Below are 19,128 nucleotides of genomic sequence, written 5' to 3'. Positions count from 1 at the left end.
ACCTATCACTAAACCAAACAGTTCACCAAACCACTAATCAAGTAGATGCAACCCTTACTGCCGATACGTCTCCAAAAATCGCCCCAGCTTCCTCACTGCCATCTCCAACTCATCCACGCGAGGTAACGTCACAATCCGCACATGATCTGGGTACGGCCAGTTAAAGGCGCTGCCTTGGACCAACAACACTTTTTCCTGTAACAACAAGTCCAACACCATTTTCTGATCGTCGTGCAGATTAAAGCGCTTCTGATCAATGCGCGGGAACATATACAAAGCACCCTGAGGTTTCACGCAGGAAACACCGGGAATTTGGTTAATTAACTCCCAAGCGCGATCGCGTTGCTCGTACAAACGCCCGCCCGGTTGGATAAACTCACTGATGCTCTGGTAGCCGCCCAATGCCGTTTGAATAGCATGCTGCATAGGCACGTTGGCGCACAAACGCATCGATGCCAACATTTCCAAACCTTCGATATAACCTTTGGCGTGTTTTTTCGGCCCATTAAGGACCATCCAGCCCTGACGGAAACCGGCGACACGGTAAGTCTTGGACAGACCATTAAAAGTGACGGTCAGTAAATCTGGTGCTAATGCGGCGATAGAATGATGCTGAGCTTCGTCATATAAAATCTTATCGTAAATCTCATCGGCAAAGATAATCAGGTCATTCTGACGCGCGATCTCAACAATCTCTAACAACAACTCTTTGCTATATACCGCACCGGTTGGGTTGTTCGGGTTGATGATTACAATTCCACGAGTACGCGGGGTAATTTTACTGCGAATATCATCCAAATCAGGGAACCAACCTGACTCTTCATCACACATATAATGCACAGCTTTACCGCTTGAAAGCGAAACCGCTGCTGTCCATAACGGGTAATCTGGTGCTGGCACCAGCATTTCATCGCCAATATTCAGCAATGCCTGCATGGATTGCACTATCAACTCAGAGACACCGTTCCCAATGTAGATATCCTCGACAGTCAGGTCACGCATATCCCGTGCCTGATAGTGCTGCATAATGGCTTTGCGCGCCGAAAAGAGGCCTTTGGAATCGCAATAGCCTTGTGCTGTTGGCAAATTACGGATCACATCCACCAGAATTTCATCCGGTGCATCGAAACCAAACGGGGCTGGGTTGCCGATATTCAGTTTCAGAACCTTATTACCTTCCTCTTCAAGACGCTTAGCTTCTTTGAGCACTGGGCCGCGAATGTCGTAACAAACGTTGTCCAGTTTGTTGGATTTCTCAATAGGGGACATAAAAAATTGAGCCTTTTACTGGTAAAAGCGTGTCCTCAGCGTGGAACACTGCAAGGTCATCAATGTACTCCGACGGCGCTGCTTTTTGAAGATCTACGCACATCTTTAGTACGAATGCTGGGTTTTATTTCAAATGGTGGCGCGTTGGAAGCAATGAAACATTGGGGGCAGAGTTTTCACGACAAGTCTTTACCTGAATGTAGTTTGATGAGTTTATCTGAAGTTTTGCCCTACAAGACCCGGACAAACACAATCATTAACAAAAAAAGAGCGATCACAAGGTTAAGACATTTTTATTTGAGGAAAAGCATTGCTGTAATGATGCTAAACCCTCTCTGTGAGGCTTGGGTTTAAATATGAAAATATTAATTCAACAGTTTATATCATCATACAAACAGTGAGGGGGCGGTTTAGGGTGAAATTGTAAATAGGAAAACTATTAAATATTATTAATGATATTTTTTGGGTTATTAATGTATATAAAGTGTTAGTGCTTGAATTTACTGAACTAGATTACTAGTCTTCATCCAAATAAATTGATGTTTTCTCAAGTCGTCGTTCCTGATTCCTTAATTTAAATGAGATCGCGTGGCGTATAATCAGGCCTAAAATGTGGCGTTACTAAAGCAAAAAAATCTTCATAAATCGAAGATTTAACTGTTTTTAATGACGCTATTCACAAACAGCAGCGTCATTCAGTCAAAAGTTTTTTATAAAAAGAGATAGCGGTAACGAAATATAAGTAAATTTTTTGCCCTACTCTAATGAGTGGGGTACTGTCATACTTAGCGTTGTCCCTTATTGATAGCGCTAATACTTAAACACCAGGGTAGTTTGTAATTAGAATTCAAAAAAGTGAAGAATACACTATGACAAATGCAAATCGTCCGATAATTAATCTCGACCTCGATCTGCTTAGAACCTTTGTAGCTGTTGCTGACTTGAATACTTTCGCCTCTGCTGCTGCAGCGGTTTGTCGAACTCAGTCAGCTGTTAGCCAACAAATGCAACGGTTAGAACAGTTAGTTGGTAAGGAGTTATTTGCCCGTCATGGGCGTAACAAATTACTGACTGAACATGGTCTCCAGTTACTTGGCTATGCCAGAAAAATATTACGTTTTAATGATGAGGCTTGTACTTCTCTAATGTACAGCAATGTAGAAGGGTCACTCGTTATTGGGGCATCTGATGATACCGCCGATACATTGTTACCTTTCTTGTTGAACAGGGTGGCGACACTATACCCTCGGCTGGCAATCGATGTGCGGGTGAAACGTAGCCCACTCATCGCTGATATGCTGAGTAGTGGTGAAGCTAATTTGGCTATTACGACGGCCAAGGTTGATAATCATCCTCATGTTATTTTGAGAACATCCCCGACGCTTTGGTATTGCTCTGCCGACTATCAATTCTTACCCGGCGAATCAGTACCTCTCGTGGTGATGGACGAACCAAGTCCTTTCCGTGATATGGCAATAGAAAATCTCACTAGAGCCGGTATCGCATGGCGTATCGCCTATGTTGCCTCTTCGCTTTCTGCCATTCGAGCGGCAGTTAGGGCAGGGCTAGGTGTGACAGCTAGACCGATTGAGATGATGAGTCCTGATTTACGTGTACTCGGTGAAACGGAAGGGCTACCTCGCCTGCCTGAAACACAGTACACACTCTGTAAAAGCAGTCTGTGTGACAATGAATTGGCATTAGCCATTTTCGATGCCATGCAGTCAGGCCATCAACTTGATTTACAATCGGGTGCGAACCTAGTTTTAGATTCAGATTATTTAGCGAGCGACATAGATTAATCATCTTACGTAAACGAAATATCATAAGCCCCTAATTTTTGGGGGCTTTTTTATTTCTAACTATTGATGAAAATATTTTTATTACATCTTCACGTTAATTTCATGCTCAAAAGGTCGTTTTATTAGATTGGACATTATTTAAAAGCAGCAAAGATAAAACATTAAATAGAATTAAATACGATTAATATTCATTCTCATTTAATATGCTATTATTTTTATTAAAACGCTGTTTCATTAATATTTAATAATAAAGTGCAACTTTTCTTGTCGGATATTTATTAAATAACACTCAAAACGTGTTCTGGATCAAAAAAATACCCCTAGCTAGTGAGTGGAAGAACCGGATATTCCTGAGACAATGGTATAGTTAATGTGAACTATGCGAGTTGGTTTATATGTGTATGTTCTGATTTAACAAATGACTGACTCGATTTAGCTTAAGCGTCAGCACCAAATGTTAAGTAAGATCGTGCATTTGTAAATTAATCTGTTGTTACTTTTGTCAAAGTTGACAAAAGGTTACTGAAAGGAGTAAAAAGCCCACAGTAAAACACTGGCTAAACAGCTGTAAAGACAGTGTGTTTTGTGTGGTTTTTATCCTTCCCTTTGAATCGATGTGGTGCGCTAACTGCCAAGACAAGAGCAGGATGTTCGACACCACTTTTGATGAGTAAGCAATGCGTATGTCAACAACCACTGAAATTATCGCTCATCATTGGGCGTTCGCTGTATTCTTGATCGGCGCTATCGGACTGTGCGGTCTGATGCTACTAGGCGCGTTCTTCCTGGGTGGGAGAGCTCGGGCCCGCGCAAAAAACGTCCCTTATGAGTCAGGTATAGACTCGGTAGGATCGGCGCGTATGCGTTTATCCGCTAAGTTTTATCTGGTCGCCATGTTTTTCGTTATTTTCGATGTTGAAGCCCTGTATCTATACGCGTGGTCAATCTCAATTCGTGAGAGTGGCTGGATAGGCTTTATCGAAGCAACCATTTTCATTTTGGTCCTTTTGGCTGGTTTGGTTTATCTGGTGCGCATCGGTGCGCTGGATTGGACGCCTGCACGCTCGAATCGTCGTGTCAGCAAACCGAGCATAGTCAAATACGCCAGCAGTCATCCGCAAGATAGTCGCCAATAAATACAGTGAGGCATTAACATGGACTATACGCTCACCCGCATAGACCCTAACGGTGAGAACGACCGTTACCCCCTGCAAACTCAGGAAACCGTCAGCGGCGATCCTCTCGAGCAACATGTCCACCGCAGTGTTTACATGGGTAAACTTGAGAACGCCATGCATGACATGGTGAACTGGGGGCGTAAGAACTCTCTTTGGCCGTATAACTTCGGCCTTTCTTGTTGTTATGTCGAAATGGTGACCTCGTTCACCGCCGTGCATGACGTTGCTCGTTTCGGTGCAGAAGTGTTGCGTGCTTCCCCGCGTCAGGCTGATTTTATGGTCGTCGCTGGGACATGCTTCACCAAAATGGCCCCCGTCATTCAGCGTCTGTACGAACAAATGCTCGAACCTAAATGGGTTATCTCCATGGGTGCCTGTGCTAACTCAGGTGGCATGTACGATATCTATTCCGTAGTGCAAGGCGTGGATAAATTCCTGCCAGTTGATGTGTATATTCCTGGCTGCCCACCGCGCCCAGAAGCGTATATGCAAGCACTGTTGTTGTTACAGGAATCTATTGGTAAAGAGCGTCGTCCTCTTTCTTGGGTTGTCGGTGATCAAGGTGTCTATCGCGCCAATATGCAGCCAGAAAGAGAACGTAAGCATGCTGAACGTATTGCAGTAACTAACTTGCGTACACCTGACGAAATCTAACGCTGACCTTCGGTGTTAGATTTTGGTGCGTAAGTGATTTGTTCTTGGATGGGAACGTTTTTATCCAGAACATGTGTGCGGCAAATGACCACAAGATGACACATTCAGTGTGGTGCAAAAACAGTGTGGTGAATAAATAATGACCGATTTAACGACGTCCGACAACACCTTGCCAGCCTGGCAGACTCGTGATCATCTTGATGATCCGGTGATCGGTGAGTTGTCGAACCGTTTTGGGCCTGAGGCCTTTGTTGTTCAAGCAACCCGTACCGGTATGCCCGTGGTATGGGTGAAGCGTGAACAATTGCTGGAAATAATGTCCTTCTTAAGAAAACAGCCGAAGCCCTATGTCATGCTATTTGATTTGCATGGGATGGATGAACGCCTCCGTACTCACCGCCAAGGTCTTCCTGAGGCGGATTTTTCTGTTTTCTACCATCTGATTTCCATCGAACGCAACCGCGACATCATGCTGAAAGTGGCGCTGTCTGAAAAAGACTTACATGTGCCCACAGCCACCAAGATTTTTCCCAATGCTAACTGGTATGAGCGGGAAACTTGGGAGATGTTCGGTATCAAGTTCGAGGGCCATCCTCATCTAACGCGCATCATGATGCCGCAGAGCTGGGAAGGCCACCCGCTGCGTAAAGATTACCCAGCGAGAGCGACGGAGTTCGATCCCTTTGTGCTGACCAAGCAGAAAGAAGATCTGGAAATGGAATCACTGACCTTCAAACCTGAAGATTGGGGCATGAGACGCGGGACTGAAAATGAGGACTTTATGTTCCTTAACCTCGGTCCGAACCACCCCTCTTCACATGGTGCGTTCCGTATCGTCTTGCAGCTTGATGGCGAAGAAATTGTCGATTGTGTACCGGATGTGGGTTATCACCATCGTGGTGCGGAAAAAATGGGCGAGCGCCAATCTTGGCACAGCTACATTCCGTACACCGACCGTATCGAATACCTCGGCGGTTGCGTCAACGAAATGCCTTATGTACTTGCCGTTGAAAAATTGGCCGGTATTAAAGTGCCTGCGCGAGTCGATACTATTCGCGTCATGTTGTCCGAATTATTCCGCATCAACAGCCATCTACTGTACATCAGTACTTTTATCCAAGACGTCGGCGCAATGACGCCGGTGTTCTTCGCCTTTACTGACCGTCAGAAAGTGTACGATCTGGTTGAAGCCATCACCGGTTTCCGTATGCATCCGGCTTGGTTCCGTATCGGTGGTGTGGCACATGACTTACCACGTGGTTGGGATCGTTTGCTGCGTGACTTCCTCGACTGGATGCCAAAACGGCTCGATTCCTACGTCAAAGCGGCGTTGCAGAACAGCATCCTTAAAGGACGTTCTGTGGGCGTTGCCGCCTATAATTCCAAAGAAGCGTTGGAGTGGGGCGTGACCGGTGCAGGCTTACGTGCGACCGGTGTTGAGTTTGACGTGCGTAAATGGCGTCCGTATTCCGGTTATGAAAACTTTGATTTTGAAGTGCCAATCGGCAATAACGGCGACTGCTATGATCGCGTGATGTTGAAAGTGGAAGAGTTGCGTCAAAGCCTGCGCATTCTGGAGCAATGTTACAAAAACATGCCAGAAGGGCCATTCAAGGCAGACCACCCACTGACAACACCGCCACCAAAAGAACGTACGCTTCAACATATCGAAACGCTGATCACCCACTTCCTGCAAGTGTCATGGGGTCCGGTGATGCCAGCTAATGAATCATTCCAGATGGTTGAAGCGACGAAAGGGATCAACAGTTACTATTTGACCAGTGACGCCAGCACCATGAGCTATCGCACCCGGATTCGTACACCAAGCTATGCGCATTTGCAGCAGATCCCCGCGGTTATCCGTGGCAGCCTGGTGTCTGACTTGATTGTCTATCTGGGCAGTATCGATTTTGTTATGTCTGATGTGGACCGCTAATTATGAGTGATCAAAAAGAGACTCAGGATCATAAAGAAAGCCAAAATGTGGTGGACCTGGCAGTCAATGCGGCTGAACCGGCGACCACAACTGACGTTTTCGAATTGAGCGCTGAAGAACGTGATGCCATCGAGCATGAAAAACACCATTACGAAGATGCCCGCGCTGCGTCGATTGAAGCACTGAAAATTGTGCAAAAGCAACGCGGTTGGGTGCCGGATGGGGCGATTCACGCTATCGCTGAAGTGTTGGGTATCCCTGCCAGTGATGTGGAAGGGGTGGCGACATTCTACAGCCAAATCTTCCGTCAACCGGTTGGGCGTCATGTGATCCGTTACTGTGACAGCGTGGTCTGCCACATCACCGGTTACCAAGGCATTCAGGCGGCAATTTCGAAAAAACTCAGTATTCAGCCCGGCCAAACCACCTTTGATGGCCGCTTTACGCTGCTGCCAACATGCTGCTTGGGTAACTGTGATCGTGGTCCAACCATGATGATTGACGACGATACCCATAGCCACCTGAAACCTGAAGATATCGAAAAGTTACTGGAGCAATATCCATGACAGCTAACTCAGGTTTTATTAAAGAGGTGACTCGGACACCGGAAATGCACCCGCTAACTTGGCGCTTGCGTGATGACAAACAGCCGGTGTGGCTGGATGAATATCGCAGTAAAACCGGTTATTTGGGCGCTGAAAAAGCGTTAAAAGGCATGGCACCGCCTGATGTTGTGAACTTAGTCAAAGACGCGGGTTTGAAAGGCCGTGGCGGCGCAGGTTTCTCCACCGGTTTGAAGTGGAGCCTGATGCCTAAAGACGAAAGCATGAACATCCGCTATCTGCTGTGTAACGCCGATGAGATGGAGCCGGGCACCTATAAAGACCGCCTGCTGATGGAGCAATTACCCCATCTGTTGGTGGAAGGGATGCTGATCAGTGCTTTTGCGCTGAAAGCCTACCGTGGCTACATCTTCTTGCGTGGCGAATATATCGAAGCCGCCGCTAACTTGCGCCGTGCAATTGCCGAGGCAACCGAAGCCGGTTTGCTGGGCAAAAATATCATGGGCAGCGGTTTTGATTTTGAACTGATCGTCCATACCGGTGCAGGTCGTTATATCTGCGGTGAAGAAACCGCACTGATTAACTCACTGGAAGGTCGCCGCGCCAACCCGCGTTCTAAGCCACCTTTCCCTGCCTCTTCGGGTGTTTGGGGTAAACCAACGTGCGTAAATAACGTTGAGACGCTGTGTAACGTGCCAGCCATCCTTGAGCATGGCGTGGATTGGTATCAGGGGATCACTGCTGGTAAGAGTAACGACGCAGGCACCAAACTGATGGGCTTCTCTGGGCGGGTGAAAAACCCTGGCCTGTGGGAATTGCCATTTGGTATCACTGCCCGTGAAATTCTGGAAGATTACGCCGGTGGCATGCGCGATGGTTTGAAGTTCAAAGCTTGGCAACCCGGTGGTGCAGGGACTGACTTCCTGACCGCTGATCATTTGGATTTGCCGATGGACTTCGAGAACATTGCCAAAGCAGGCAGCCGTTTAGGGACTGCGTTAGCGATGGCGGTAGACCACGAAATTGGCATGGTGCCACTGGTCCGCAATCTAGAAGAGTTCTTTGCCCGTGAATCTTGTGGCTGGTGTACGCCTTGCCGCGATGGTTTGCCATGGAGCGTGAAGATCCTGCGTGCATTGGAGCGTGGCGAAGGTCAGCCGGGTGACATTGAGACGTTGGAACAGCTGTGCCGCTTCTTAGGGCCGGGCAAAACCTTCTGTGCTCACGCGCCGGGCGCGGTTGAACCACTACAAAGTGCGATCAAATATTTCCGGGAAGAATTCGAAGCCGGGATCGCAACGAAGGACTATGGTAACACCCGAACCATAGCCGGTATTCAGCCAAACCTCTTAAAAGCGCGCTGGTAGCAGCATTGACGCCCTTGCTGGTTTCAGCAGGGGCCAGAATTTTTGATTAACGCTTGTGAACGTACCGTTTCAGGGTCATCGAGACAGACTTTGAATCGGTTCTAACGCAAGCCACTTGGAAGCATGCTGATATGGCTACGATTCATGTAGACGGCAAAGAATACGACGTAAACGGGGCCGACAACCTGTTAGAAGCTTGTCTCTCCCTGGGACTCGATATTCCTTACTTTTGCTGGCATCCGGCGCTGGGAAGCGTCGGCGCTTGCCGCCAATGTGCGGTAAAGCAATACCAAAACGCTGATGATACTCGTGGGCGTTTGGTCATGTCCTGTATGACCCCGGCCACTGATGGAACCTTTATTTCCATTGATGACGGTGAAGCCAAAGCGTTCCGTGAAAGTGTGGTTGAATGGTTGATGACCAACCACCCGCACGATTGCCCGGTCTGTGAGGAAGGGGGGAACTGTCACCTGCAAGATATGACAGTGATGACCGGACACAGTTTCCGCCGTTACCGCTTCAGTAAACGTACACACCAAAATCAGGATCTCGGCCCGTTCATCTCTCATGAAATGAACCGCTGTATCGCCTGTTATCGTTGCGTGCGTTACTACAAAGATTATGCTGATGGCACCGACTTAGGTGTCTACGGTGCGCACGATAACGTCTACTTTGGTCGTACTGAGAGCGGCACGCTGGAAAGCGAGTTCTCCGGCAACCTCGTTGAAGTGTGTCCAACCGGCGTATTCACAGATAAAACGCACTCCGAGCGTTACAACCGTAAATGGGATATGCAATTCGCGCCAAGTATCTGCCAGCAGTGCAGCGTGGGTTGTAACACCAGCCCAGGCGAACGCTATGGTGAATTGCGCCGTATTGAAAACCGCTATAACGGCAGTGTGAACCACTACTTCATGTGTGACCGTGGTCGTTTTGGTTATGGTTACGTCAACCGCAAAGATCGCCCACGTCAGCCACAACAATTGCGTGGTAATGACTGGATTCAGCTTAATGCTGAACAAGCGATGCAAGGTGCGGCGGACATTCTGCGTCAAGCGAAGAAGACTATCGGTATCGGTTCACCACGCGCCAGTTTAGAAAGTAACTTTGCGCTGCGTGAGTTGGTGGGTGCTGATAACTTCTATACCGGCATCGCTGCTAGCGAGCAACAACGCCTGCAACTGATGCTTAAAGTGCTACGTGAAGGCGGCATTTACACGCCTGCGCTACGCGAAATTGAAAGTTATGATGCGGTGCTGATTCTGGGGGAAGATTTAACCCAAACTGGCGCACGTATTGCACTGTCTGTTCGTCAGGCGGTGAAAGGCAAAGCGCGCGAAATGGCCGCAGCACAAAAAGTGGCTGACTGGCAGATTGCCGCCATCATGAACATTGGCCAGCATGCGAAGCATCCGCTGTTTATCACCAACGTGGATAACACCCGTATGGATGATATCGCCGCTTGGAACTATCGCGCGCCTGTTGACGATCAAGCTCGTTTAGGTTTCGCTATCGCCCACGCGCTAGATGAGTCTGCGCCAGCGGTTGATGATTTGGCGAAAGAGCTGAAAGGCAAAGTGGATATCATCGTACAAGCCTTGGCCGGTGCGAAAAAACCGCTGATCATTACCGGTAGCAGTGCCGGCAGCGATGCCCTGATTGAAGCCGCCGCTAACGTTGCGAAAGCGCTGAAAGGCCGTGGTTCTGATGTCGGCATCACCTTTGTGGCCAGTGCCGCCAACAGCATGGGTCTGACCATGATTGGTGGTGGTTCACTGGATCAAGCGTTGGCACAGTTGTCCAGCGGTGAAGCCGATACCGCCATCGTGATGGAAAATGACCTGTATCGCCATGGCGCGAAAGACCAGATTGATACCGCGCTGACGAAAGTCGCTAACCTGATTGTCGTGGATCATCAACGCACCGCGATTATGGATAAAGCAAGCTTGATCCTGTCTGCGGCGAGCTTCGCTGAAAGCGATGGTACGCTGGTGAATCAGGAAGGCCGTGCTCAGCGCTTCTTCCAAGTTTATGATCCAACCTACTACGACGATCCGAAAAAACCGGAAACCCACAGCATCATGCTGGAAAGCTGGCGTTGGTTGCACTCCCTGCATTCAACCTATACCAGCCGCCATGTGGACTGGACCCAACTGGATCACGTGATTCAAGCCTGTGTCACCGCATTGCCACAGTTGGAAGGCATTGTTGATGCGGCACCGGATGCGACTTTCCGTATTCGTGGTCAGAAGCTGGCGCGTTCACCTATTCGCTACAGTGGCCGTACTGCCATGCGCGCGAACATCAGTGTGCATGAACCGCGTCAACCGCAAGATATCGACACGCCGTTTGCCTTCTCGATGGAAGGGAACAACAGCCCACTAGCCGATCGCCAGCAGATCCCATTTGCGTGGGCACCGGGCTGGAACTCACCGCAAGCGTGGAACAAATTCCAAGCGGAAGTGGGTGGCAAGTTACGCTTCGGCGATCCGGGTGTGCGTCTGATTGAAGCAGGGGAGGGAACGCTCGGTTACTTTGATTCCGTGCCAACTGCCTTTAGCGCGAACGCTGATAGCTGGCAGATTGCCCCTTACTACCATCTGTTTGGTAGCGAAGAAATGTCCCAACGTTCAGACGTGATTCAACAGCGGATGCCAGAACCTTATGTGATGGTCAACCCAGCCGATGCGGCGCAGTTAGGGGTTAACCTCGGTACGCTGGTGGAGTTCAACTGTGCCGGTCAGACATTGCGTCTGCCCGTGCGTTTGAGTGACACCTTGGCTCAGGGTCAGGTCGGCTTGCCGCTTGGCTTACCGGGGATTCCACCGATTCTGGTGGGTGCGCGCGTTGAGAATCTGCGGGAGGCAGGACTATGAGCTGGTTTACCCCTGAATTGATTGAGATTTTAATCTCTGTCCTGAAAGCGGTGGTGATTCTGTTGGTGGTCGTGACCTGTGGCGCATTTATGAGCTTCGGTGAGCGCCGCCTGCTGGGCCTGTTCCAGAACCGTTACGGACCTAACCGTGTCGGTTGGGGTGGGTCATTGCAGCTGGTCGCTGACATGATCAAAATGTTTTTCAAAGAAGACTGGGTACCGAAGTTTTCTGACCGCGCCATCTTTACCTTAGCGCCGGTCATTGCGTTTACTTCGCTGCTGCTCTCTTTCGCCATTGTCCCAGTCAGCCCGACTTGGATGGTTGCGGACCTCAACATCGGCATTTTGTTCTTCTTGATGATGGCGGGGCTGGCGGTTTACGCCGTGCTGTTCGCCGGTTGGTCCAGTAATAACAAATACTCTCTGTTAGGGGCGATGCGTGCATCTGCGCAAACCCTGAGCTATGAAGTGTTCCTCGGCTTATCTTTGATGGGCGTAGTGGCACAGGCTGGCTCGTTTAACATGCAAGATATTGTTAACGCTCAGGAACACGTCTGGAATGTCATCCCGCAGTTCTTTGGCTTCTTAACCTTCGCCATTGCGGGTGTTGCTGTTTGTCACCGTCATCCCTTTGACCAGCCAGAAGCTGAGCAAGAACTGGCCGATGGTTACCACATTGAATATTCCGGCATGAAATTCGGTTTGTTCTTTGTCGGTGAATACATCGGCATCGTGACCGTCTCTGCATTGATAGTCACCTTGTTCTTCGGGGGGTGGCAAGGTCCGTTCCTGCCGCCATTTATCTGGTTTGCGCTGAAAACGGCTTTCTTCATGGTGATGTTCATTCTGATCCGTGCCTCCTTGCCGCGCCCACGTTATGACCAAGTGATGTCATTCGGCTGGAAAGTTTGCCTGCCGTTGACCCTACTGAATCTGCTGGCGACTGCCGCGGTCATTTTGTACAACGCTCAATAAGGGGTGAATGAACCATGACGTTGAAAGAGTTAGTGGTTGGTTTCGGCACCCAAGTGCGCAGCCTGTGGATGATTGGCCTTCATGCCTTCCACAAGCGCGAAACCCAAATGTATCCGGAAGAGCCGGTTTATCTGCCGCCGCGCTACCGTGGCCGTATCGTGTTGACGCGTGATCCGGACGGTGAAGAGCGTTGTGTTGCTTGTAACTTGTGCTCGGTCGCATGTCCAGTAGGCTGCATCTCTTTGCAAAAAGCAGAGCATAAAGATGGCCGCTGGTATCCGGAGTTCTTCCGCATCAACTTCTCCCGCTGCATTTTCTGTGGTCTGTGTGAAGAAGCTTGCCCGACTACCGCTATCCAGCTGACGCCGGATTTCGAAATGGGTGAGTTTAAGCGTCAAGATCTGGTGTATGAGAAAGAGGATTTGTTGATCTCGGGTCCGGGTAAATATCCGGAATATAACTTCTACCGGATGTCCGGTATGGCCGTTGACGGTAAGCCAAAAGGCGAAGCTGAGAATGAAGCCAAACCGATCGACGTTAAAGGTCTGATGCCTTAGGAGCCAGCTTCCATGGAATTTGCATTTTATATTGCAGCATTGGTGGCAGTGGTGGCGACTATTCGCGTAATCACTCACACCAACCCGGTACATGCCTTGCTGTACCTGATTATTTCGTTATTGGCTATCGCAGTGGTGTTCTTCTCGTTGGGTGCTTACTTTGCTGGTGCGCTGGAAATCATCGTTTACGCGGGGGCCATTATGGTGCTGTTCGTGTTCGTGGTGATGATGCTGAACTTGGGCAACGTTGAACAACAAGAGCGCGATTGGCTGAAACCCACCCTGTGGATTGGCCCAGGTTTACTGGCGCTGGCGCTGTTATCAGTCCTGATCTATGCCATTAGCTCGGTCAGCGATTCTGGCATTAGCGGTGAAATGGTGGATGCCAAAGCGGTGGGTATTAGCCTGTTCGGTCCTTATGTATTGGCGGTTGAATTGGCGTCAATGCTGCTGTTAGCGGGTCTGATCGTCGCCTTCCATATCGGGCGCGAACATAAGCCAGGTGAAGTGCTGGGCGCGAGCGATTCAGCGAAAAGAAAAACGGAGGAACAAGCATGATCCCTCTACAACATGGTCTGATTCTCGCGGCCATTCTGTTTGTGCTAGGGCTGACGGGGCTGATCATTCGCCGTAATCTGCTGTTTATGCTGATAAGCCTTGAGGTCATGATCAACGCAGCGGCGCTCGCCTTCGTAGTGGCGGGCAGTTATTGGGGTCAGGCTGACGGTCAGGTGATGTATATCCTGGCGATCACGCTCGCGGCAGCAGAAGCCAGTATTGGCTTGGCATTGCTGCTACAGCTGTATCGTCGCCGTCATACTCTGAATATCGATACAGTCAGTGAGATGCGCGGATGAACCTATTATATTTAACAATTCTGCTGCCACTGCTGGGCTTCTTGCTGTTGGCATTCTCCCGTGGGCGTTGGTCTGAAAATACCTCTGCCACTGTCGGGGTCGGGTCGATTGGTCTGACTGCGTTGGTCACACTGTATGTTGCAGTGGATTTCCTCAGTCAAAAAGCAACCGGTGTACAAGTGTTTAACCAAACACTATGGAACTGGATGTCAGTCGGCAACTTTAGTATTCCGTTGACCCTGACACTGGATGGCTTATCGCTCACCATGCTGTCAGTAGTCACTGGCGTGGGCTTCCTCATTCACATGTATGCCTCTTGGTATATGCGTGGGGAAGAGGGCTATTCCCGCTTCTTCGCTTATACCAACCTGTTTATCGCCAGCATGGTCGTTTTGGTGCTAGCCGATAACCTGATGCTGATGTATCTCGGTTGGGAAGGCGTGGGTCTGTGCAGTTACTTGCTGATTGGTTTCTACTACACCAACCCAGCTAACGGCGCAGCGGCGATGAAAGCCTTTATTGTGACCCGTGTGGGTGACGTGTTCTTGGCTATCGCGCTGTTCATCCTTTACCAAGAATTGGGCACGCTGAATATCCGCGAACTGATGGTCTTGGCACCGCAAAAACTGGAAATGGGCTCAACAGCCATTACTTGGGCGACGCTGATGCTTCTCGGTGGTGCGGTGGGTAAATCAGCTCAGCTGCCATTACAAACTTGGCTTGCTGATGCGATGGCTGGCCCGACGCCGGTTTCCGCGCTGATCCATGCGGCTACGATGGTGACTGCGGGTGTGTATCTGATTGCTCGTACTCATGGCCTGTTCCTGATGGCGCCAGAGGTTCTGCATTTAGTGGGGATTATCGGGGCCGTAACCCTAGTGCTAGCGGGCTTTGCTGCACTGGTGCAAACCGACATCAAGCGAGTGCTGGCTTATTCCACCATGAGCCAGATTGGCTACATGTTCCTCGCGCTGGGCGTGCAGGCGTGGGATGCCGCAATCTTCCACTTGATGACACATGCCTTCTTTAAAGCGTTACTGTTCCTCGCTTCCGGTTCAGTGATTTTAGCCTGTCACCACGAACAAAATATTTTCAAAATGGGCGGTTTGCGTAAAACCATTCCATTAGTCTATATCTGCTTCTTGGTGGGCGGCGCGGCGCTGGCAGCATTGCCAGTTGTCACCGCAGGCTTCTACAGTAAAGACGAAATTCTGTGGGGCGCATTGGCCAGTGGCCATATCAATCTGATGGTCGCAGGGTTAGTTGGGGCATTCCTCACCGCGCTCTATACCTTCCGGATGATCTTCATTGTGTTCCACGGCGAGCCAAAAACCAAAGCGCATCCTGTTAAAGGGATCACTCACAGCCTGCCGCTGCTGGTGTTGCTGGTGTTGTCGACGTTTGTCGGCGCCCTGATAACCCCACCACTTGCCGGTGTGTTGCCGGAACTTCACTTCGGTGAAGAGGGCAAAATGCCACTGGAAATCTTCTCTGGCGTGTTGGTGGTCGTGGGTATTGCGTTGGCGGCGTTCCTGTATCTGGGCAAACGTCAACTGGTCAACAGCATCGCGCAAAGTGCGCCGGGCCGCTTCTTTACGGTCTGGTGGTTCCATGCGTGGGGCTTCGACTGGCTGTACCATAACGTCTTTGTCCGCCCTTATCTGTGGATCGCAAGATTGATACAGCGTGATCCGCTGAACTCACTAATGAATACCCCAGCGATACTGTCACGTTGGAGTAATCGCGGTCTGACCGTTAGTGAAAATGGACAGGTGCGTTGGTATGTCGCGTCTATGGGTTTGGGTGCAGTCGTCGTACTGGCTCTGTTGCTTTTCGTTTAATTAGGGACACAAAACGCCATGCTATTACCTTGGCTAATTCTTATCCCCTTTATCGGCGGCCTGCTGTCTTGGCAGTTCGAGCGCTTCGGTACGAGAGTACCGCGTTGGATAGCGTTATTCGCGATGGGGCTGACACTGGTGCTCTCCTTGCTACTGTGGGGGCAGGGTCAATATTCACTGATTAATCCAGCGGGTATCCCGCAATGGCAATCAGAATTCACCTTGCCGTGGATCCCACGGTTTGGCATTGAGTTCCATCTGGCCTTAGATGGTTTATCTTTGCTGATGGTGGTGCTGACCGGCTTGCTCGGTGTACTTGCTATCCTGTGTTCGTGGCGTGAAATTCAGCGCAATCAGGGCTTCTTCTACCTGAATCTATTGTGGATTCTGGGTGGTGTAATCGGCGTGTTCCTCGCCATCGACATGTTCCTGTTCTTCTTCTTCTGGGAAATGATGTTGGTGCCGATGTACTTCCTGATTGCCTTGTGGGGCCACAAAGCATCAGACGGTAAAACCCGAATCGCCGCGGCAACTAAGTTCTTCATCTATACCCAGGCCAGCGGCCTGATCATGCTGATTGCCATTTTGGGACTGGTGTTTGTGCATTACAACGCCACGGGCGTGTGGACGTTCAACTATGAAGATCTGTTGAAAACGCCAATGTCCTACCACGTGGAATATCTGCTGATGCTGGGCTTCTTCATCGCCTTTGCGGTGAAAATGCCAGTGGTGCCATTGCACGGCTGGTTGCCCGATGCACACAGCCAAGCACCAACAGCGGGTTCTGTTGACTTAGCCGGGATTTTGCTGAAAACAGCAGCCTACGGGTTACTGCGTTTCAGTCTGCCACTGTTCCCGAATGCGTCACATGAGTTCGCTCCGATTGCGATGTGGTTAGGGGTTATCGGTATCTTCTACGGCGCATGGATGGCGTTCTGCCAGACCGATATTAAACGCCTGATTGCTTATACCAGCGTTTCCCACATGGGCTTCGTATTGATTGCCATCTATACCGGTAGCCAATTGGCTTACCAAGGTGCGGTCATCCAAATGATTGCTCACGGCTTGTCTGCCGCCGGTATGTTCATCATCTGTGGTCAGTTATACGAGCGTTTGCATACACGTGATATGCGCCAGATGGGGGGCTTGTGGGGGCGGATTAAATACTTGCCTGCACTGTCACTGTTCTTCGCGGTCGCCACATTGGGGATGCCGGGGACGGGTAACTTCGTCGGCGAATTTATGATCCTGTTCGGCAGCTTCCAAGTCGTGCCAGTGATTACGGTGATCTCTACATTTGGGCTGGTTTTTGCTTCGGTTTACTCACTTATCATGATGCAGCGTGCTTATTACGGCGCGCCAAAATCAGAAGAAGTCTTACCGGGCATGAGTGCAAGGGAACTGTCTATCATCCTGCTGTTAGTGGTGTTGTTAGTGTTGCTCGGGGTTTACCCGCAGCCTATTCTCGACACTTCTCATGCTGCGATGAGTAATGTACAGCAGTGGTTTAATGCTTCATCTATTCCAACAACAAGGCCGTAATTCGCCATGACAATAACTCCTCAACAACTGATCGCAATGCTACCGCTGTTGATCGTCGGATTGACGGTGGTGGTTGTGATGCTGTCTATTGCGTGGCGACGCGATCACTTTGTCAACGCCACCCTGACGGTTATCGGGCTAAACTTGGCGCTGCTTTCCCTCTATTTCGTGGGGCAGGTAGGGCCAATGGATGTCACTCCGCTGATGCGGGTTGACGGCTATTCAATGTTCTATACCGGTCTGGTGATTGCTGCCAGTCTGGCCACGGCGACCTTTGCCTATCCATGGTTGGCGGGTTATCCCGATAACCGTGAAGAGTTCTACCTGTTGGTGCTGATTGCGGCCATGGGCGGTATTCTGTTGGCCAGTGCGAATCATTTGGCATCGCTGTTCTTGGGTATCGAACTGATTTCTCTGCCGCTGTTCGGCCTGATTGGTTATGCCTACCGCCAGAAGCGTTCACTGGAAGCCAGTATCAAATACATGCTGTTGTCTGCGGCAGCCTCGTCCTTCCTGCTGTTCGGTATGGCGCTGCTGTATGCGGAATCCGGTAGTTTGTCTTTCGCCGGTTTGGGCAAAAGCCTGAGTGATTCTATGATCCACCAGCCGCTGATTCTGGCCGGTCTGGGGATGATGATTATTGGTCTGGGCTTTAAGCTGTCACTGGTGCCGTTCCAACTGTGGACACCGGATGTGTATCAGGGCGCACCTGCCCCTGTATCCACCTTCCTCGCCACTGCTAGTAAAATTGCTATCTTTGCCGTGGTGATGCGTCTGTTCTTGTATGCGCCTGCTGCCGACAGTGAAGCGATTCGCTTTGTGCTTTCCTTGATTGCCGTGGCATCGATTCTGTTCGGTAACTTGATGGCTATCAGCCAGACGAACATCAAGCGTCTGCTGGGTTACTCTTCTATCGCGCACCTTGGCTATCTGCTGATTGCGTTGGTTGCGGTGCAAACTCATCAGTTGGCACTGGAAACTGCCGGTGTCTATCTGGCCGGTTACCTGTTCAGCAGCTTGGGTGCCTTCGGTGTTGTCAGCTTGATGTCCAGCCCGTACAAAGGGCCGGATGCGGAATCCCTGTTCTCCTACCGTGGGTTGTTCTGGCATAAGCCAATTCTGTCTGCGGTGATGACAGTGATGATGCTGTCATTGGCTGGTATCCCAATGACACTGGGCTTCATCGGTAAATTCTTCGTGGTCGCAATGGGTGTCAGCGCTAACTTGTGGTGGTTGACTGGGGCAGTAGTTTTGGGCAGTGCTATCGGCCTGTACTACTATCTACGCGTCACTGTTAGCTTGTTCCTCAGCGCGCCAGAAAAATTAGTGCGTGATACACCGAATAACTGGGCATTGACTGCCGGTGGTGTGGTGGTACTGATTTCAGCCATTTTAGTGCTGTTCTTGGGTGTCTATCCGCAGCCACTGATTTCGCTGGTTCAGTTGGCGCAACCCCTGATGTAATGCACCGTTAGCTCGGTCTTTCTAACCCCCTGCCAGTTATGCTGCCAGGGGGTTTTGTTTTATACAATAATCAGATTTTTCAGAGAGCTATAATATCTAGGCTCGCAATAAGCAAATTTTAGTGACACCCTTAAATATAACAATCTCGACTAAGCGCGATTTTTACAAGCGAGAATAATATAGATAAAAGATAATAAGTCATGCTTACTAAGCCATTAATGAATTTATGGCGAACTATTTATAGGAGA

Annotated in this window: 15 protein-coding genes; 14 read left to right on the top strand and 1 reads right to left on the bottom strand. The window is 49.9% G+C overall.

Features of this window, described 5'->3' with window-relative positions; genetic code table 11:
- Nucleotides 1–54: 54 nt before the first annotated feature.
- Complete coding sequence (locus tag DA391_RS15340) at nucleotides 55–1,269, bottom strand: pyridoxal phosphate-dependent aminotransferase (protein ID WP_019209320.1); 1,215 nt, start codon at nucleotides 1,267–1,269, stop codon at nucleotides 55–57.
- An 869-nt stretch (nucleotides 1,270–2,138) separates the two neighbouring features.
- Between DA391_RS15340 and rovM the strand changes: the two genes are divergently transcribed.
- From rovM to nuoN, 14 genes are all read left to right on the top strand, one after another.
- Nucleotides 2,139–3,071, top strand: coding sequence for a virulence transcriptional regulator RovM (rovM, locus tag DA391_RS15335; RefSeq protein ID WP_050081315.1), 933 nt, complete (start codon nucleotides 2,139–2,141; stop codon nucleotides 3,069–3,071).
- A gap of 677 nt (nucleotides 3,072–3,748) precedes the next feature.
- Nucleotides 3,749–4,207 (top strand): NADH-quinone oxidoreductase subunit NuoA, encoded by a 459-nt coding sequence (gene nuoA / locus DA391_RS15330; protein ID WP_019209322.1) that lies wholly within the window; start codon nucleotides 3,749–3,751, stop codon nucleotides 4,205–4,207.
- Between the two features lie 18 nt (nucleotides 4,208–4,225).
- A complete protein-coding gene (locus DA391_RS15325; RefSeq protein WP_002210278.1) occupies nucleotides 4,226–4,903 on the top strand; it encodes a NuoB/complex I 20 kDa subunit family protein in 678 nt (225 codons plus the stop codon).
- A 139-nt stretch (nucleotides 4,904–5,042) separates the two neighbouring features.
- Nucleotides 5,043–6,839, top strand: a complete 1,797-nt coding sequence (gene nuoC, locus DA391_RS15320) for an NADH-quinone oxidoreductase subunit C/D (protein WP_050081316.1) — start codon at nucleotides 5,043–5,045, stop codon at nucleotides 6,837–6,839.
- Nucleotides 6,840–6,841: 2 nt separating this feature from the next.
- Nucleotides 6,842–7,405: an NADH-quinone oxidoreductase subunit NuoE gene (nuoE, locus tag DA391_RS15315; RefSeq protein WP_049605610.1), complete on the top strand. Its 564-nt coding sequence runs from the start codon at nucleotides 6,842–6,844 to the stop codon at nucleotides 7,403–7,405.
- Nucleotides 7,402–8,769 (top strand): NADH-quinone oxidoreductase subunit NuoF, encoded by a 1,368-nt coding sequence (gene nuoF / locus DA391_RS15310; protein WP_019209325.1) that lies wholly within the window; start codon nucleotides 7,402–7,404, stop codon nucleotides 8,767–8,769. Before nuoE ends, nuoF begins: the two co-directional genes overlap by 4 nt.
- A gap of 131 nt (nucleotides 8,770–8,900) precedes the next feature.
- Entirely contained in the window at nucleotides 8,901–11,645 is a 2,745-nt protein-coding gene (nuoG, locus tag DA391_RS15305) for an NADH-quinone oxidoreductase subunit NuoG (RefSeq protein WP_050287320.1), read from the top strand.
- Nucleotides 11,642–12,619 carry an NADH-quinone oxidoreductase subunit NuoH gene (gene nuoH / locus DA391_RS15300; RefSeq protein ID WP_050081318.1) on the top strand — a complete coding sequence of 326 codons (978 nt, stop codon included), beginning with the start codon at nucleotides 11,642–11,644 and terminating at the stop codon, nucleotides 12,617–12,619. The genes nuoG and nuoH overlap by 4 nt, the downstream gene beginning before the upstream one ends.
- A 14-nt stretch (nucleotides 12,620–12,633) precedes the next feature.
- Nucleotides 12,634–13,176: an NADH-quinone oxidoreductase subunit NuoI gene (gene nuoI, locus DA391_RS15295; protein ID WP_019209328.1), complete on the top strand. Its 543-nt coding sequence runs from the start codon at nucleotides 12,634–12,636 to the stop codon at nucleotides 13,174–13,176.
- A gap of 12 nt (nucleotides 13,177–13,188) precedes the next feature.
- Nucleotides 13,189–13,734 (top strand): NADH-quinone oxidoreductase subunit J, encoded by a 546-nt coding sequence (gene nuoJ, locus DA391_RS15290; RefSeq protein WP_050081319.1) that lies wholly within the window; start codon nucleotides 13,189–13,191, stop codon nucleotides 13,732–13,734.
- Nucleotides 13,731–14,033 carry an NADH-quinone oxidoreductase subunit NuoK gene (nuoK, locus tag DA391_RS15285; protein ID WP_005159229.1) on the top strand — a complete coding sequence of 101 codons (303 nt, stop codon included), beginning with the start codon at nucleotides 13,731–13,733 and terminating at the stop codon, nucleotides 14,031–14,033. The genes nuoJ and nuoK overlap by 4 nt, the downstream gene beginning before the upstream one ends.
- Nucleotides 14,030–15,874, top strand: a complete 1,845-nt coding sequence (gene nuoL, locus DA391_RS15280; RefSeq protein ID WP_050081320.1) for an NADH-quinone oxidoreductase subunit L — start codon at nucleotides 14,030–14,032, stop codon at nucleotides 15,872–15,874. The genes nuoK and nuoL overlap by 4 nt, the downstream gene beginning before the upstream one ends.
- Before the next feature lie 18 nt (nucleotides 15,875–15,892).
- Nucleotides 15,893–17,416: an NADH-quinone oxidoreductase subunit M gene (nuoM, locus tag DA391_RS15275; protein ID WP_050081321.1), complete on the top strand. Its 1,524-nt coding sequence runs from the start codon at nucleotides 15,893–15,895 to the stop codon at nucleotides 17,414–17,416.
- Between the two features lie 6 nt (nucleotides 17,417–17,422).
- The gene (gene nuoN, locus DA391_RS15270) at nucleotides 17,423–18,880 is read left to right on the top strand and encodes an NADH-quinone oxidoreductase subunit NuoN (protein ID WP_050081322.1); all 1,458 of its coding nucleotides are present in this window, start codon (nucleotides 17,423–17,425) and stop codon (nucleotides 18,878–18,880) included.
- Nucleotides 18,881–19,128 lie beyond the last annotated feature (248 nt).

The organism is Yersinia massiliensis (assembly GCF_003048255.1).
In the GTDB taxonomy this organism is placed as follows: domain Bacteria; phylum Pseudomonadota; class Gammaproteobacteria; order Enterobacterales; family Enterobacteriaceae; genus Yersinia; species Yersinia massiliensis_A.
Note: the sequence above shows the minus strand (reverse complement) of the source record. Positions and strands in the feature narration are given on the sequence as shown.

Coding starts and splice junctions, on each gene's coding strand:
- DA391_RS15340 (WP_019209320.1), bottom strand. CDS start 1,269: ATGTCCCCTATTGAGAAATCCAACAAACTGGACAACGTTTGTTACGAC.
- rovM (WP_050081315.1), top strand. CDS start 2,139: ATGACAAATGCAAATCGTCCGATAATTAATCTCGACCTCGATCTGCTT.
- nuoA (WP_019209322.1), top strand. CDS start 3,749: ATGCGTATGTCAACAACCACTGAAATTATCGCTCATCATTGGGCGTTC.
- DA391_RS15325 (WP_002210278.1), top strand. CDS start 4,226: ATGGACTATACGCTCACCCGCATAGACCCTAACGGTGAGAACGACCGT.
- nuoC (WP_050081316.1), top strand. CDS start 5,043: ATGACCGATTTAACGACGTCCGACAACACCTTGCCAGCCTGGCAGACT.
- nuoE (WP_049605610.1), top strand. CDS start 6,842: ATGAGTGATCAAAAAGAGACTCAGGATCATAAAGAAAGCCAAAATGTG.
- nuoF (WP_019209325.1), top strand. CDS start 7,402: ATGACAGCTAACTCAGGTTTTATTAAAGAGGTGACTCGGACACCGGAA.
- nuoG (WP_050287320.1), top strand. CDS start 8,901: ATGGCTACGATTCATGTAGACGGCAAAGAATACGACGTAAACGGGGCC.
- nuoH (WP_050081318.1), top strand. CDS start 11,642: ATGAGCTGGTTTACCCCTGAATTGATTGAGATTTTAATCTCTGTCCTG.
- nuoI (WP_019209328.1), top strand. CDS start 12,634: ATGACGTTGAAAGAGTTAGTGGTTGGTTTCGGCACCCAAGTGCGCAGC.
- nuoJ (WP_050081319.1), top strand. CDS start 13,189: ATGGAATTTGCATTTTATATTGCAGCATTGGTGGCAGTGGTGGCGACT.
- nuoK (WP_005159229.1), top strand. CDS start 13,731: ATGATCCCTCTACAACATGGTCTGATTCTCGCGGCCATTCTGTTTGTG.
- nuoL (WP_050081320.1), top strand. CDS start 14,030: ATGAACCTATTATATTTAACAATTCTGCTGCCACTGCTGGGCTTCTTG.
- nuoM (WP_050081321.1), top strand. CDS start 15,893: ATGCTATTACCTTGGCTAATTCTTATCCCCTTTATCGGCGGCCTGCTG.
- nuoN (WP_050081322.1), top strand. CDS start 17,423: ATGACAATAACTCCTCAACAACTGATCGCAATGCTACCGCTGTTGATC.